Raw genomic sequence first — 15,963 nt, forward strand, 5'->3', positions numbered from 1 at the left:
GGATGACCACAGTCACGGCCTCAGAAGCCGCCTACGTCGTCGCCGCGCTGCTGTTCATCCTCAGCCTCGCCGGGCTCTCGCAGCACCGGACCTCCCGCTCGGGAGTCGTCTGGGGCATCGCGGGCATGGTCGTCGCGCTGGCCGCCACCGTCGGCCTCGCGTCGGAGGACATCACCGCCACCGGTCTCGTGCTGATCGCCGTCGCCACCGCCATCGGCGCGGGCATCGGACTGTGGCGGGCGCGGGTGGTCGAGATGACCGGCATGCCCGAGCTGATCGCCATCATGCACAGCCTCGTCGGCCTCGCCGCCGCGTTCGTCGGCTGGAACGGCTACCTCGACGTCGACGCCGAGCTCACCGGTTCGCTGCTCGGCATCCACCACGCCGAGGTGTTCATCGGCGTGTTCATCGGCGCCGTCACGTTCACGGGTTCCGTCGTCGCGTACCTGAAGCTCTCGGCGCGCATCAACTCGCGCCCGCTCACGCTGCCCGGCAAGCACGTCCTGAACATCGGTGCCCTGGTCGCCTTCGTCGCGCTCACCGTCGCGTTCGTCGCCCGTCCGAACATGGGTCTCCTCATCGCGGTCACCGTCATCGCCCTCGCCCTGGGCGCGCACCTGGTCGCCTCCATCGGCGGCGGTGACATGCCGGTGGTCGTCTCCATGCTCAACAGCTACTCCGGCTGGGCCGCCGCCGCCTCGGGCTTCCTGCTCGCCAACAACCTGCTGATCGTCACGGGCGCGCTGGTCGGCTCCTCCGGTGCCTACCTGTCGTACATCATGTGCAAGGCGATGAACCGCTCCTTCCTCTCGGTGATCGCGGGCGGCTTCGGCACGCCGGCGGCGGCTGCCGACGACGGCGAGCACGGGGAGCACCGGGAGATCAGCGCGGAGGAGACCGCGGAACTCCTGCGGGACGCCTCCTCGGTGATCATCACGCCCGGCTACGGCATGGCGGTCGCCCAGGCCCAGTACCCGGTCGCCGAACTGGCGCGCAAGCTGCGCGAGCGGGGCGTCGAGGTGCGCTTCGGCATCCACCCCGTGGCCGGCCGGCTGCCCGGGCACATGAACGTGCTGCTCGCCGAGGCGAACGTGCCCTACGACATCGTCCTGGAGATGGACGAGATCAACGACGACTTCGCCGACACCTCGGTCGTCCTGGTCATCGGCGCCAACGACACGGTCAACCCGGCCGCCACCGACAACCCGGCCAGCCCCATCGCCGGCATGCCGGTGCTGCACGTGTGGGAGGCGGCCAACGTCGTCGTCTTCAAGCGGTCGATGGCCGCCGGGTACGCGGGTGTGCAGAACCCGCTGTTCTTCCGGGAGAACAGCCAGATGCTCTTCGGCGACGCCAAGCAGCGCGTGGAGGACATCCTGCGCAGCCTCGACGCCCTGGACGCACCGGTCCGGGAGATGGCGGGCACGTCCCGCTGACCCACCGGGGATCCGAACGCGAAGGCCGGCTCGACACCGTCGAGCCGGCCTTTCGGATCCCTTCGTGGGCTCAGTCCGTGCCGGAGTCCATCGCGGCGCGGTCCAGCCACGCGTCCTCCTCGGAGACCGCGCCCCGGGAGGCGATGGCCTCGGCGCCGCCCTGCGGCAGCTCCGGCATGGTGCCGATCAGCCCGGTCGCGGCCGCCTGGGAGGCGCCGATGGTCGGGCTGCCGGTGCCGATCAGCCCGATGCCGGCGTACTGCTCCAGCTTGGCGCGGGAGTCGGCGATGTCCAGGTTGCGCATGGTGAGCTGACCGATCCGGTCCACCGGGCCGAACGCGGAGTCCTCGGTGCGCTCCATGGACAGCTTGTCCGGGTGGTAGCTGAACGCCGGGCCGGTCGTGTCGAGGATCGAGTAGTCCTCACCGCGCCGCAGCCGCAGCGTCACCTCGCCGGTGACGGCCGCGCCGACCCACCGCTGGAGCGACTCGCGGATCATCAGCGCCTGCGGGTCCAGCCAGCGGCCCTCGTACATCAGCCGGCCGAGCCGCCGTCCCTCGGTGTGGTACTGGGCGAGGGTGTCCTCGTTGTGGATCGCGTTGACCAGACGCTCGTACGCGGCGTGCAGCAGGGCCATGCCCGGGGCCTCGTAGATGCCGCGGCTCTTGGCCTCGATGATCCGGTTCTCGATCTGGTCCGACATGCCCAGGCCGTGCCGGCCGCCGATGGCGTTGGCCTCCATGACCAGGTCGACGGGGGAGGAGAACTCCTTGCCGTTGATCGTCACGGGGCGGCCCTGCTCGAAGCCGATCGTCACGTCCTCGGTGGCGATGTCGACCTCGGGGTCCCAGAACCTCACGCCCATGATCGGCTCGACGGTCTCGACGCCGGTGTCCAGGTGCTCCAGGGTCTTCGCCTCGTGCGTGGCGCCCCAGATGTTGGCGTCGGTGGAGTACGCCTTCTCCGTGCTGTCGCGGTAGGGCAGCCCGTGCGCGACGAGCCACTCCGACATCTCCTTGCGGCCGCCGAGCTCGGTCACGAACGCCGCGTCCAGCCAGGGCTTGTAGATCCTGAGGTGCGGGTTGGCGAGCAGGCCGTAGCGGTAGAACCGCTCGATGTCGTTGCCCTTGAAGGTCGAGCCGTCGCCCCAGATCTGGACGTCGTCCTCGAGCATCGCGCGCACCAGCAGCGTGCCCGTGACGGCACGGCCGAGCGGCGTGGTGTTGAAGTACGCCCGCCCGCCCGAGCGGATGTGGAACGCGCCGCAGGTCAGCGCCGCCAGGCCCTCCTCGACCAGCGCGGCACGGCAGTCGACCAGACGCGCGATCTCGGCCCCGTAGGTCTTCGCACGGCCGGGCACCGACGCGATGTCGGGCTCGTCGTACTGGCCGATGTCGGCGGTGTAGGTGCACGGGACGGCGCCCTTGTCGCGCATCCACGCGACCGCGACGGAGGTGTCGAGACCGCCCGAGAAGGCGATGCCGACGCGCTCGCCGGCGGGCAGGGAGGTGAGGACCTTGGACATAGAAAGAGTATGTATCACTTTGCATAGTCATGCAAGCCGGGTATGCGAAATCGCCGTTCCGGTTGTTTCCGGTCTAGGAACCCGCCTCGGAGCCACCGCCGAGCGCGCCGAGGATCCGCTCGGCGGCCAGCGTCGGGGTGAGCTCACCCTCCCGGACCCGCTGCTCCAGCACGGGCGCCAGAGCCCGTACCGCCGGGTCGGCCTGCAGCCGGCCGAGGAGTTCGTCGCGGACCATGCTCCAGGTCCAGTCGACCTGCTGGTCGCGGCGCTTGGCGGTCAGGCGGCCCGTGGAGTCCAGCAGGGTGCGGTGCTGCTCCAGGCGCTCCCACACCGTGTCCAGGCCGGACGACTCGCGGGCGCTGCAGTGCAGCACCGGCGGCGTCCAGAACGCGTCCTTGCCGTGCATCAGCCGCAGCGCGCCCGCCAGCTCCCTCGCGGCGGCACGGGCGTCGCGCTCGTGCGGCCCGTCCGCCTTGTTCACGGCGATCACGTCGGCCAGTTCCAGGACGCCCTTCTTGATGCCCTGGAGCTGGTCGCCCGTGCGGGCGAGGGTGAGCAGCAGGAAGGAGTCGACCATGTTCGCGACCGCGGTCTCGGACTGCCCGACGCCGACCGTCTCCACCAGGACCACGTCATAGCCCGCTGCCTCCATCACCACGATCGACTCACGCGTGGCCTTGGCGACCCCGCCCAGCGTGCCCGCGGTGGGGGAGGGGCGGACGAACGCCGCCGGGTCCACGGCCAGCCGTTCCATGCGCGTCTTGTCGCCGAGGATCGAGCCGCCGGTACGGCTGGAGGACGGGTCGACGGCGAGCACCGCCACCCGGTGCCCGAGCCCCGTCAGCATCGAGCCGAACGCGTCGATGAACGTCGACTTGCCCACGCCCGGCACCCCGCTGACCCCGATCCGCCGGGCCCGGCCGCTGTGCGGCAGCAGCGCGGTCAGCAACTCCTGGGCCAGTACCCGGTGCTGGGGGCGGGTCGACTCGACGAGCGTGATGGCCCGGGCGACGATCGCCCGCTTCCCGTCGAGTACGCCCTTCACATACGCGTCGACATCGATCACAGGTCGTGCCCGAGTCCGTCCGACAGCCGCTTCACCAGGTCGTACGCCGCGTCCGGGATCACCGTCCCGGGCGGGAAGACCGCCGCCGCGCCCATCTCCAGCAGTGTCGGCACGTCCTGTGGCGGGATCACACCGCCGACCACGACCATGATGTCCTCACGCCCCTCCTCGGCCAGCGCCTCGCGCAGCGCCGGGACGAGCGTGAGGTGACCGGCCGCCAGCGACGAGACGCCGACGATGTGCACGTCCGCCTCGACGGCCTGCCGGGCCACCTCGGCCGGGGTCTGGAACAGCGGGCCGACGTCCACGTCGAAGCCGAGGTCGGCGAAGGCGGTCGCGATCACCTTCTGGCCGCGGTCGTGGCCGTCCTGGCCCATCTTCGCGACCAGGATGCGCGGGCGGCGGCCCTCGGCCTCCTCGAAGTCGGAGACCAGGGCTCGGGTGCGGTCCACGGACGGGGACTCCCCTGCTTCGTTGCGGTACACGCCGGAGATCGTACGGATCTGGCTCGCGTGCCGGCCGTACACCTTCTCCAGGGCGTCGGAGATCTCCCCGACGGTCGCCTTCGCGCGGGCCGCGCGCACCGCCAGCTCCAGCAGGTTGCCCTCGCCGCCGGCGGCCCGGGTCAGCGCGTCCAGCGCGTCCTGGCACGCCGTCTCGTCCCGCTCCGCGCGCAGCCGCCGCAGCTTCTCGATCTGCTGCGTCCGCACCGAGGAGTTGTCGACCTTCAGGACGTCGATCTGCTCGTCGGTCTCGACGCGGTACTTGTTGACGCCGATGACCGGCTGCCGCCCGGAGTCGATCCGGGCCTGGGTGCGGGCCGCGGCCTCCTCGATGCGCAGCTTGGGAATGCCCGCGTCGATGGCCTTGGCCATGCCGCCCGCGGCCTCGACCTCCTGGATGTGCTGCCAGGCCCGCCGGGCGAGGTCGTACGTCAGCTTTTCCACGTACGCGCTGCCGCCCCACGGGTCGATCACGCGGGTCGTGCCGGACTCCTGCTGGAGCAGCAGCTGCGTGTTGCGGGCGATGCGCGCCGAGAAGTCGGTGGGCAGGGCCAGCGCCTCGTCGAGGGCGTTGGTGTGCAGCGACTGGGTGTGGCCCTGGGTGGCCGCCATGGCCTCCACGCAGGTGCGCGTCACGTTGTTGAACACGTCCTGCGCGGTCAGCGACCAGCCGGAGGTCTGCGAATGGGTGCGCAGGGACAGGGACTTGGCGTTCTGCGGGTCGAACTGCTTCACCAGCTTCGCCCACAGCAGCCGCGCCGCCCGCAGCTTGGCGACCTCCATGAAGAAGTTCATGCCGATCGCCCAGAAGAACGACAGCCGGGGCGCGAACGCGTCCACGTCCAGACCGGCCTCACGGCCCGCCCGGATGTACTCCACGCCGTCCGCGAGCGTGTACGCCAGCTCCAGGTCGGCCGTCGCGCCCGCCTCCTGGATGTGGTAGCCGGAGATGGAGATGGAGTTGTAGCGCGGCATCCGCTGCGAGGTGAAGGCGAAGATGTCGGAGATGATCCGCATCGACGGCTTCGGCGGATAGATGTAGGTGTTGCGGACCATGAACTCCTTGAGGATGTCGTTCTGGATGGTCCCCGCCAGCTTCTCCGCCGGTACGCCCTGCTCCTCCGCGGCGACGATGTACAGCGCCAGCACCGGCAGCACGGCGCCGTTCATCGTCATCGACACCGTCATCTTGTCCAGCGGGATCCCGTCGAACAGCTGCCGCATGTCGTAGATCGAGTCGATCGCCACGCCCGCCATGCCGACGTCACCGGTCACGCGCGGATGGTCGCTGTCGTAGCCCCGGTGCGTGGGCAGGTCGAAGGCGACCGACAGGCCCTTCTGCCCGGCCGCGAGGTTGCGCCGGTAGAAGGCGTTGGACTCCTCGGCCGTGGAGAAACCGGCGTACTGGCGGATCGTCCAGGGCTGGTTGACGTACATCGTCGGGTACGGGCCGCGCAGATACGGTGCCGCGCCCGGATACGTCTCCAGGAAGTCCAGGCCCTCCAGGTCACGCCCGGTGTACAGCGGCTTGACCGCGATGCCCTCCGGGGTCTCCCACAGCAGGTCGTCACCGCCGGAGGCGTTCTTGACCGCCGTACGCCACTCGTCGGGGCCGCCGTCCGAGGACGGGGTCCCCAGCTCGATCCCGGAGAAGTCGGGGACGGAACGGTCGGAGGGGGCGGTCATCAGGACACTCCCATGCGGTCGAGGGTCGCGGAGAGCACGGCCACGGCATCGCAGCCCGCGAAGACGTACGCGTCGACACCGGCGTACTGCCCGGGACGGCCCGCGAGGAACACGTGCGAGGCGCCGGCCGACCGCAGTTCGGCGGCCACCTCCGAAGCCTTCTCCTCGTACAGCGCGTCACTGGAGCACAGCACGGCCTCCGTCGCGCCGCTGTCCTCGAACGTGCCGTCCGTGACGGGCTCGATGCCGCCCGCCTGGAAGAGGTTCGAGGCGAAGGTGAGGCGCGCGGTGTGCGCGGCGGCCGGGCCGATCGCGGCGAGGAAGATCCGGGGCCGCGAGCCGGTCGCGGCGAGATGGGCGTCGGAGCGGGCGCGCAGCGCCTCGAACTCCTCGTCGCGGCGCACCCGCGGCAGCCCGCCGGACGGCGGCTCGGGCGCGCTCTCGCGGACCACCGGCTTCTCCGCGAGGTGCGGGAACTCGCTGACGCCCGTGACGGGTTCGCGCCGCTTCGCAAGCTTCTTACGGCGGGCCTGCCACGTCTCGGCCAGGTCCTGCGCGAGGTCCCCCGACCGCAGGGCCGCCGCCTGGCCGCCCAGCCGCTCGATCCGCCGGAAGAACTCCCAGCCCGCGTGGGCGAGTTCGTCGGTGAGGCGCTCCACGTACCAGGAGCCGCCCGCCGGGTCGATCACCCGGGCGAGGTGCGACTCCTCGATGAGGATGGTGGAGGTGTTGCGGGCGATGCGGCGCGCGAACGCGTCCGGCAGGCCGAGGGCGTGGTCGAAGGGCAGCACGGTGACCGAGTCGGCCCCGCCCGCCCCGGCGGCCAGTGTGGCGATGGTGGTGCGCAGCATGTTCACCCACGGGTCGCGGCGCGTCATCATCACCGGGGACGTCACGACGTGCTGGAGCTGTGCCCCCGCGCGCGGCGCCCCGCAGACCTCGGCGACCCGCGCCCACAGCCGGCGCGCGGCCCGCAGCTTGGCGATCGTCAGGAACTGGTCGGCGGTCGCCGTGTACCGGAACTCCAGTTGCGCACAGGCCTGTTCGACGCTCAGCCCGGCCTCGGTGAGGTGCCGCAGATACGCGACTCCCGTGGCCAGCGAGCAGCCCAGCTCCTGGGCGGCCGAGCCGCCGGCCTCGTGGTACGGCAGCGCGTCCACGGTCAGGGCCCGCAGCCCCGGGTACTCCTCGGCACACAGCCGCGCGAGCTCCGCCGCCGGAGCGACGTCGCCCTGCTGCCCGCTCCGGGCCTCCTGGCCCAGCGGGTCGGCGCCCAGATTGCCGCGCGCCGCCTCCCGGGCGACACCGCGCTCCTCGTACAGCCGCAGCAACTCCCGCGCGGCGGGCTCGGTCTCACGCCCCGCGTCGAGGACGACGGGGGCGAGGTCGAGGTGGACACCGTCGAGGACCCGGCCGAGCTCCGGCACCGGGATGCCGCCCTCACCCACGGCCAGCCACAGGGACGTGACGCCGTTCTCCAGATCCGCGAGCACCGCGCCGCCGTCGGCCACCGTGTGCCGCTGCCGTACGTCCCAGCCGCCGAGCGTGTTCCCCTCGGCCCGGCCGCCCCGCACGAAGGGAGCGAATCCGGGCAGGCCCGGCTCGGGCGCGGTGTCGTGCGCGGTGTAGAGAGGCCGGGTGCGCAACCCGTCCTCCAGCGCGGTGGACAGGGCTTCCTCGGCCTCGGCGCCCTCCACTTCCTTGCCCGACTTGCGCAGCACACCCGCCACAAGGCGCTGCCACTGCTCATGGGGCACATCAGGGAAGTCGCCGGCCAGCTCGAGCCCGTCGTCAGGCAGGACCGTCATGCTCGGATGCTAGGACACGGACACAGAGGAGCAGCAGTGGACGAGGCTGTGACCTTTCCCTCGCCGTTTCTGTGATCCCGATCTCCCCTGAGGGGAGACGTACACAAGGCAACCGGACCGGACAGGGAGCAGCCTCCGCCAGGGAGCCGCCTCACGACAAGGAGCGTGCACGCCATGGGTACCGCCGTCCACGTCCCGCAGACCCGGGACATGATCGGAGACGAGCTCTCCGGAGACGAGGCGTTCACCGCCCTGCGCCACTACGGAGGGCTGCGGCTGCTGGCCGACGCCTTCGCACGGTTCCGGTACGCGGACGGCTTCACCAACGCGCGGGCCCTCGCCTTCCAGGTCGTGCTCGGGCTGGTCCCGTGCACCGTGGCACTCGTCGGTCTTGCCACGTCGGTGCACACGGAGGGCGTGGGCCGGGTCATCGAGCTCACGCTCGGCCGGATCGTGCCGGGGGCCAGCGCGCAGATCGTCGAGGACGCCTTCGAAGGGACACGCCGCACCGCGCACGGCGATGTCTGGGGCACGCTCGCCCTGTGGCTCGGTCTGGGCTTCGCGCTGCTGAACCTCGCCTCGGCCATGGGCCAGATCGAGCGCGGCGCCAACCGCATCTACGGCATCGAGCGCGACCGGCCCTTCCCGCGCAAGTACGGGCGGGCGATCGTTCTCGCGCTCGCCGCCGGTCTGCCCCTGGTGCTGGGGTTCGTCGTGCTCGTCGCCGGCGAGGCCGTGGTCGACGCCGTGGCGGACTCGGCCGGCTGGGAGGACAGCGGGTCGCGGTGGTGGGGCGCGCTCGACATCCCCGTGGGGCTCGCGCTGGCCTGGGTGGCCTCTGCCGTGATCTTCCGCTGGTCGCCCCGCCGCGTCCAGCCCGGCTACACCTGGCTCGCCTTCGGCTCGGCCGTGCATCTGCTGCTGTGGGTGTCGGCCACCTGGCTGCTCGCGCTGTACGTCGAGGAGAGCGGTGCCTTCGGCGCCGTGTACGGGCCGCTCACCGCCTTCATCGCCCTGCTGCTGTGGGCCAACCTCACCGCGGTCGCGCTCTTCCTCGGCATCGCGTTCGCCGCCCAGCTGGAGGCGGCCCGCGCCGGCATCGAGTCAGCCGTCCAGCCGGACCCGGGACCCGGCGCGTGAGCCCGGACGCCGGCCGAGCAGCCGCGGCGTCCTCAGCGGCTCGCCGCGTCGGTCACCGTCGCGGGGTCCACCCCGGTCAGTTCGGCGATGCGGTGCGGTGGCACGCCGGCGGCCAGCGCGCGTCCGATCAGGCCGTCCCGCCCGTCCGCGCAGTCGCGGTAGGCGAGCAGTTCCTCCTCGATCCGGGCGAGCGGCTCCGGTGCCATCCGGGGGCGGACCCGGCTCAGTTCCTCCTCGCTCAGCGGGACGGGCAGCCGTTCCGCTCCCTCGGGGATGGCCGCCGTCTCCTCCGGCGGCAGCAGGCGCAGGTGCGGGGAGGCCGGCGTGCTTCCCTGAGCGTCCAGCCACGCGCGCACCGCGGGAGTCTCCATGCAGGCGAGCTCCCCGACGGCGGCGGGGGCCACGCCGAGCCGCGCGGACGCGTCGTCAAGCAGGAACAGGTAGGCGTCGTCGGTCATCCTCGGCTCCTTCTCAACTGGGGGCTGATCGACCTCCCATTACCCCGCCGCGCCCGGAATACCGCCGGCTCCGGCAGTCCCGTCCGTTGCGGACAGAACCTGTCCGCAACTCCCGCTACCGTGCCCGTATGACGAACACCAAGCGGAGCGTCACGGCACCCCTCCTCGGTACCCGGGCCCTCAACCGCGCCACCCTCGACCGCCAGTTGCTCCTGCGGCCGGCCCGGGTCTCCGCCGCCGCGGCCGTCGAGCACCTGGTCGGTCTCCAGGCGCAGAACGTCAAGCCCCCGTACTACGCGCTCGCCGCCCGCCTCGACGGTTTCACCCCCGAGGCGCTGTCCCGGCTGATGGCCGACCGCGAGGTCGTCCGGATCGTCACGATGCGCTCCACCATCCACACCCACACCGCGGACGACTGCCTCACGCTGCGTCCGCTGGTGCAGCCCGCCCGGGACCGGGAGCTGACGCAGTTCCGCAAGGGACTCGCCGGTGTCGACCTGGACCGGCTCGCCGCCCTCGCCCGCGAGCTCGTCGAGACCGAGCCCCGCACCATGAAGCAGCTGCGCGAGGCCCTGCTCCAGGAATGGCCGGACGCCGACCCGCAGGCCCTGTCCGTAGCCGCCCGGTGCCGGCTGCCGCTCGTGCAGGTGACTCCGCGCGGCCTGTGGGGCCGGAGCGGACAGGTGGCTCTGACCACCGCCGAGCACTGGCTGGGCCGTCCCGCCGGACCGGCCGCCACGCCCGACGCGGTCGTGCTGCGCTACCTCGCCGCCTTCGGCCCGGCCTCCGTGCGGGACATGCAGACCTGGGCCGGACTGACCCGCCTGCGCGACGCCTTCGAACGTCTCCGCCCGCGACTGGTCACCTTCCGGGACGAGAGCGGCGTCGAGCTCTTCGACCTGCCGGACGCCCCCCGCCCCGACCCGGACACCCCGGCCCCGCCGCGCTTCCTGCCCGAGTTCGACAACCTGCTGCTCTCCCACGCCGACCGCACCCGCGTCGTCCCGCCCGAGTACCGGGGCCGCGCCTGGCAGGGCAACATCGCCCACCGCACCCTTCTCGTCGACGGATTCCTCGCGGGCCTGTGGCGCCTGGAGGAACACGCGCTCGTCATCGAGCCCTTCGGCCGCCTCACCAGGGCCCAGCGGGAGGAGGTCACCGCCGAGGGGGAGCGGATGCTGCGGGTGATGCACCCGGAGACGTCGTACGACATCCGCTACGGCGTCGTACGCGACGCGTGACGGCGGCCCGGCCCCGCGCATGGAGAGGGGGCGTTGCGGGCCGCTCGTGGAGGCCCGCAACGCCCCCTGGTCTGTCACCTGAGGGGTACTCAGGAACTTTGCCCGGTTACGAGTTGATCTGCGTCGTGACCAGGTTGGAGAAGGTGGTCAGCCGGGTGTAGACACCCGGGTAACCGGCCTGGGCGCAGCCCTCGCCCCAGGAGGTGATGCCTGCCAGGACGCCCCCGATGAGCAGGGGGCCGCCGCTGTCGCCCTGGCAGGTGTCCACGCCGCCGGAGGTCTTCCCGGCGCACACCATGTCGCTCTTCAGGAAGTCGGAGCCGTAGGAGCTCGCGCAACTGGAGTCGGACACGGTCGGTACGGTCGCGGTGCGCAGCTGGTTGGAGGCGCTGCCGTTCGAGGAGGTGGTGCCCCAGCCGAGGATGCGGGCGGTGGCGCCGGCCGCGTACACCGAAGTCTGCGAGGAGGAGACGTACTTCGCCGGCGTGTACGGCATCGACGTCGACAGCGTCAGCACGGCCACGTCCTCGCCGTCGGTGACGCTGGTGTAGTTCGGGTGGATCCAGATCTTGCTGACTCTGCTGACCGTGCCGTTCGTTCCGTTGCGGTAGGTGCGGCCGCCGACGACGCGCACGCTGCTGGTGGTCTCACCCACCATGCAGTGGGCGGCGGTGACGACCTTGGTGGGCGAGACGAGCGTGCCGCCGCAGAACTGGCTCTGCGAGGCGTCCGTGATCTGCATGACGAACGGGTAGGCGGTCGTCGTGGTCGTGGTGCCGCCGACGATCGGCTGGGGCGCGGCGACGGCGGAGGGAGCGGCGAGCAGCGCGGTGGCGGCGGCGGCAGCGGTCGCTGTGGCGACGGCGGCGGCTTTCCTGACACGGTCGAACCCGAACATGCGTCTCCTCGGGGAGTTGCCGGTGGGGGGTCGCGCGGGTGGTGGTGCACGGTGACCCTGACGCCGTTGTTCGGATCTCCGTGTGCCCGGCGAGCGGCACGCGACAAAGCTAGAGCCCACCACGGCGGGCTCCCAATGAGGGAACCCCCTAAGGGAGTTGGGCAGGGAAAACCCTCGGTCGGGCCGAACGGGCCTGGTGGGCGCGCGTGGGTCAGGTCGTGCGCCGGCCCGCCGCCAGCCGGACGATGTCCACCCGGGAACGGATCCCCAGCTTCCGGTAGACCCGGGTCAGGGTCGCCTCGACGGTCTTGACGCTGATGAACAGCCGGGCCGCGATCTCCCGGTTGGTCGCGCCCTCCATCACCAGCGAGGCGACCTGACGCTCCATCGCCGCGAGGCCCTCCAGCGCGTCGAGCGCGACGGGCGGTGCGGCGGAGGCCGGCTCCACCGCCGCGGGACCGGCAGCGGCGGCCGCGTCGACCTGCCGCAGCCAGGGCAGCGCACGGCAGCGCCGGAACAGCCGGGCGGCCTCGTCGTACGACGCCGGCCCCGGCAGGGGAGTGCCGCCGCCGCGGGGGAAAGCGGCGGTCTGGGCGCGCAGCCGGGCCAGTGCGAAGGCGGCCCGGGCCTCCTCCAGGCCGTAGCCCAGCCTGCCGAGCCGGTCCTGGACGGACGTCAGCCGGACCAGGGCGGCCTCGTGCTCACCGCGGGCCGCCCGCACCAGCGCCTCGGCCCGGTCGAGGACGGCCAGCACGCTCTCCCGGCCCAGCCGCCGCGCGTGCACCCGTGCCGTGTCGATGACGTCCTGGGCCTCGCCCGGTTCGCCGACGCGGACCAGGGCCTCGGCGAGGTCGCCGTGCCAGCGGCCGCGCGCCGGGTCGTTGATGCCGAGGCCCTGCTCCAGCTCGCGCACCCGGCGCAGCGAACGGACCGCGCCCGCCGGGTCCCCGGCCACCGACTGGGCGTAGCCCAGCGCCGCCAGCGCCCGGGACAGATACATCTGGTCGCCGTCGACCTCGGCGTGGTCGGCCGCCTCACGGGCGAGGGCCAGCGCCCGGTCGACGTCCCCGCCGGAGGCCTCCGCGAGGGAGGCGAGCATGGCGGAGGCGCCCTCGCCGATCCCGGCGTCCCGGGCGAGCCGCAGGCTCTCGCGGGCCAGGTCCAGGGCCCGGCCGCAGTGCCCGGAGCGCAGTTCCGTGTCGGCGAGGAAGCGCAGGAAGTGCACCTCGCTCTCGACCATGCCGCGCCTGCGCACCTCGCGCAGCAGCGCGGTGATGGTCGCCCGCGCCTCGGGCAGCTGGTCGCTCATGATCAGCCAGCGGAACCGGGCCGAGCCGGCGCCGTTGTGATGGCAGGCCACGTACGGGTCCTGAGGCTCCTTCAGCGCCCGCTTGACGGTCGCGGGCGCGTCCGGGTGGCCCATCAGGGTCTCGGTGGAGGCCTGGAAGGACAGCGCCATCAGCTCGGTGCGCCGGTCCTGGCCGCGGGCGGCGAGCTCCGCCGCGTGCGCGGCCTCCTGCCGGGCCTCGGCGAAGTCGCCCTCGACGACCAGGCCGCGCCAGGCCAGCTGGTAGTGGACCAGGGCGAGCAGCCGCGGGTCGTCGCCGGCGTCCGCCAGGGCCTGCGGGAAGACGGCGTCGACGTCGCCGAGCGCCTGCCCGGCCGCCTCGATGACCACCATCCAGGCCCGCACGCGCTCCGCGGGCACGCTGGCCCGGGTCAGCACGTCCCGGGCGATGTCCCGGGCGAGGTCGGCCTCGCCGGCGGTGATCGCGTCCTCCGCGGCCTGGAGCCGCCGCTCGTCCGGGCCGGGCGCACTGTCCGCCGGGGTGTGCCGGGCCGCGAGCAGACCGAGCGAGGCGGCCACCGACGGGGCCCCGCGGTCCCGGGCCAGCGCGGCGGCCTCGGCGAGCCGGGCCGCCACCTCCGGGTCGGTGCCCGTGGTCGCCAGGGCCAGATGCCGGGCCCGCTCGATCGGATCGGAGGCCGCCGTGGACAGCGCGGCGTGCACGGCCCGCCGCTCGCGCGCCGGGGCCTCCGCGTACAGCGCGGCCGAGATCAGCGGATGCGCGAACCGTACGGCGGGACCCTCCCCCTCGGTCGCCAGCAGTCCCAGCGCCGCGGCCTGGGCGGTCTCGGCCTCGGCGTGCTCCCGGCCGGCCGCGTGCAGCAGCGCCAGCGTGGGGCGGGCACCGGCGCTGGCCACGAGCAGGGTGCGGCGCGCCTCGTCGGACAGCATCTCCAGCCGGCTCAGCACCAGCGCCCGCAGCGAGGTGGGCACGGGCAGCGGCTCGCCGGGCCGGGGCCGGGTCGGGCTCTCGGCGAGGGCACGGCCCAGTTCCAGCGCGAAGAGGGGGTTGCCGCCGCTGGTGCGGTGGATGTCGCGGATCGTGGAGCGGGACAGGGGGGTGTAGCCGCGGTGGTCGAGCAGCGTCGAGACCTGCGTGCGGGACAGCGGGCCGAGCCGGACGGCGAGCGTGTCGGGCGGAGACGCGCGTAGATGCCGGTCGTACTCCTGGCCCTCGGTCCGCACCGCGCACAGCATCTGCACGGGCGTGTCGCCCAGCCGGCGCGCGGCGAAACCGAGCAGTTCGGCGCTGGCCGCGTCCAGCCACTGCAGATCGTCGGCGACGACCAGCACCGGGCCCTTGGCGGCCAGCGCGCGCAGCGCCGACAGCACGGCGAGGCGCAGCGCGAGTCCGTCGCTCTGGAGGGTGGATTCGCCGCGCCCGGTGAGCGCGGACTCCAGCGCGGTGCGCTGCGCGGCGGGCAGCGCACCGGAGACGTCGTCCAGCACCAGTCCGAACAGATCGGCCAGCGCCAGGAACGGCAGGTGGGATTCGGACTCGGTGGCCGAGCAGCGCAACACGGTCCGGGCCGCACCGGCGTAATCGGCGGCCAGCGCACGCAGGACCGTCGACTTTCCAATTCCCGCGGGGCCGTGGAGCAGCACACTGCCGCCTCGGCCGAGCTGTTCACGCGCCGACGTGAACAGGTCCTCCCGGCCGATGACCACGTCGGGGCGGCTCCTGGGAGGCTCCTGGAAGTCCCGTGGCACGGTCACCGCTCCCCTCCGTGTGGCGTGTCCTGGCCAATATTAGGCAACAGCTCTTTGAATTTCGGACGGACGGTGTGGTGAGGGAAATAACAACGCAGGTCCGAGCGTGAATTTATGGGTCTCCGGAAAGCGGCGGAACACGGCGGTGGCGCCCGGTCGGGAACCCGTCGGCATATCGAACGGCAGGGGCAACGGAAAAACATCACAAACCTACGGCAACCATCCCGCCCGGCGGGCCGCGACCACGGCCTCGCCCCGGGTCCCGGCCCGCAGCTTCCGCATGGCCGACCGCAGATACCCCTTGACCGTCTCGGGCGTCACCCCCAGCCGCTCGGCCGCGACCGCGTTCGTGGCCCCCGCGGCGACACACGCCAGCACGTCCACCTCGCGGGGGGTGAGCCGGACCCGCTCCGACGGTGTGGTGCCGGCCGTGAGCAGGGCACACGCGTCGAGCAGCTCGGCCCGCAGCCCGGGATCCGCGATCTTCGGGGCCAGCGCCCGCAGCGCCGCGTGCGCCTCCCGCACCTGCTCGCGTCCCGCGCCGGGCCCGCCCCCGGCGGTGAACTCCCGTCCCGCGCCGGACCCGCCCTCCGCGGCGAGCGTGCGGGCCTCCTCCCGCACGACCAGTGCCCGCTCGACGTCCCGCGCCGCCTCCACGGCCTCGTCCAGCATGCGCCCGCCCAGCGGCAGGGCCGTGCGCAGCGCCCCGTACAGCACCCCGCGCACCGAGTGCCGCACGATCACCGGCACGGCCAGCACCGAGCGCAGTCCCTCCACCGCCACCGGGGCGTCGTACTCGTGGCTGATCTGCCGCGACACCGAGTAGTCCGTCACCACGCACGGCCGGGCGAGCACCACCGTCTTGCCGCCCAGCCCGTTCCCCGACGTCACCACCAGGGAACGCAGGGCGTGCGTCGCCGTGCCGCTCAGTTCGCTGATGCGCATCCGCTGCCCGGCCTCCATCAGGCCGCCGAAGGCGACCGGCAGGCCGGTGGCGCGCCGCAGACGCAGCAGCGCGTTGCGTATCTCGACCGCGTCGGACGCGTCTGCTGTCACCTGCTCGCCCCTTCACTACGGCTCCTGCGCGGGCGCACCCCCCGTTCGGGGGTAGTGAGACCTGCATCACGGATTACACGATGGCTCG

11 protein-coding genes are annotated in these 15,963 nt (G+C 72.7%); 3 read left to right on the forward strand and 8 right to left on the reverse strand.

Features of this window, described 5'->3' with window-relative positions; translation table 11 throughout:
- The first annotated feature begins 2 nt into the window (after positions 1 to 2).
- The gene (pntB, locus tag ACZ3I3_RS26045; protein ID WP_467368899.1) at positions 3 to 1,436 is read left to right on the forward strand and encodes a Re/Si-specific NAD(P)(+) transhydrogenase subunit beta; all 1,434 of its coding nucleotides are present in this window, start codon (positions 3 to 5) and stop codon (positions 1,434 to 1,436) included.
- Positions 1,437 to 1,506: 70 nt separating this feature from the next.
- Here the strand turns inward: pntB and argG are convergent, their stop codons facing one another.
- The 4 genes from argG to ACZ3I3_RS26065 form a co-directional block, all read right to left on the reverse strand.
- Positions 1,507 to 2,961: an argininosuccinate synthase gene (gene argG / locus ACZ3I3_RS26050; protein ID WP_467368901.1), complete on the reverse strand. Its 1,455-nt coding sequence runs from the start codon at positions 2,959 to 2,961 to the stop codon at positions 1,507 to 1,509.
- Positions 2,962 to 3,034: 73 nt separating this feature from the next.
- Positions 3,035 to 4,027: a methylmalonyl Co-A mutase-associated GTPase MeaB gene (meaB, locus tag ACZ3I3_RS26055; RefSeq protein WP_467368903.1), complete on the reverse strand. Its 993-nt coding sequence runs from the start codon at positions 4,025 to 4,027 to the stop codon at positions 3,035 to 3,037.
- The gene (gene scpA, locus ACZ3I3_RS26060) at positions 4,024 to 6,216 is read right to left on the reverse strand and encodes a methylmalonyl-CoA mutase (protein ID WP_467368905.1); all 2,193 of its coding nucleotides are present in this window, start codon (positions 6,214 to 6,216) and stop codon (positions 4,024 to 4,026) included. The genes meaB and scpA overlap by 4 nt, the downstream gene beginning before the upstream one ends.
- The gene (locus ACZ3I3_RS26065) at positions 6,216 to 8,024 is read right to left on the reverse strand and encodes a methylmalonyl-CoA mutase family protein (RefSeq protein WP_467368907.1); all 1,809 of its coding nucleotides are present in this window, start codon (positions 8,022 to 8,024) and stop codon (positions 6,216 to 6,218) included. Before ACZ3I3_RS26065 ends, scpA begins: the two co-directional genes overlap by 1 nt.
- Before the next feature lie 174 nt (positions 8,025 to 8,198).
- Between ACZ3I3_RS26065 and ACZ3I3_RS26070 the strand changes: the two genes are divergently transcribed.
- Positions 8,199 to 9,164: a YihY/virulence factor BrkB family protein gene (locus tag ACZ3I3_RS26070; RefSeq protein ID WP_467368909.1), complete on the forward strand. Its 966-nt coding sequence runs from the start codon at positions 8,199 to 8,201 to the stop codon at positions 9,162 to 9,164.
- Positions 9,165 to 9,196: 32 nt separating this feature from the next.
- On the opposite strand, the gene ACZ3I3_RS26075 is transcribed toward ACZ3I3_RS26070, so the two are convergent.
- Positions 9,197 to 9,622: a DUF6003 family protein gene (locus ACZ3I3_RS26075; protein WP_467368911.1), complete on the reverse strand. Its 426-nt coding sequence runs from the start codon at positions 9,620 to 9,622 to the stop codon at positions 9,197 to 9,199.
- A gap of 128 nt (positions 9,623 to 9,750) precedes the next feature.
- On the opposite strand from ACZ3I3_RS26075, the gene ACZ3I3_RS26080 reads away from it, so the two are divergent.
- Positions 9,751 to 10,863, forward strand: a complete 1,113-nt coding sequence (locus tag ACZ3I3_RS26080; protein ID WP_467368913.1) for a winged helix DNA-binding domain-containing protein — start codon at positions 9,751 to 9,753, stop codon at positions 10,861 to 10,863.
- 106 nt (positions 10,864 to 10,969) lie between these two features.
- On the opposite strand, the gene ACZ3I3_RS26085 is transcribed toward ACZ3I3_RS26080, so the two are convergent.
- From ACZ3I3_RS26085 to ACZ3I3_RS26095, 3 genes are all read right to left on the reverse strand, one after another.
- Positions 10,970 to 11,761 carry a S1 family peptidase gene (locus ACZ3I3_RS26085; protein WP_467368915.1) on the reverse strand — a complete coding sequence of 264 codons (792 nt, stop codon included), beginning with the start codon at positions 11,759 to 11,761 and terminating at the stop codon, positions 10,970 to 10,972.
- A 211-nt stretch (positions 11,762 to 11,972) separates the two neighbouring features.
- The gene (locus ACZ3I3_RS26090; RefSeq protein ID WP_467368917.1) at positions 11,973 to 14,825 is read right to left on the reverse strand and encodes a helix-turn-helix transcriptional regulator; all 2,853 of its coding nucleotides are present in this window, start codon (positions 14,823 to 14,825) and stop codon (positions 11,973 to 11,975) included.
- A 204-nt stretch (positions 14,826 to 15,029) separates the two neighbouring features.
- The gene (locus tag ACZ3I3_RS26095) at positions 15,030 to 15,875 is read right to left on the reverse strand and encodes a LuxR C-terminal-related transcriptional regulator (RefSeq protein WP_467368919.1); all 846 of its coding nucleotides are present in this window, start codon (positions 15,873 to 15,875) and stop codon (positions 15,030 to 15,032) included.
- Between the last annotated feature and the right edge of the window lie 88 nt (positions 15,876 to 15,963).

The sequence above is a fragment of the Streptomyces sp. NPDC016851 genome, assembly GCF_055562795.1.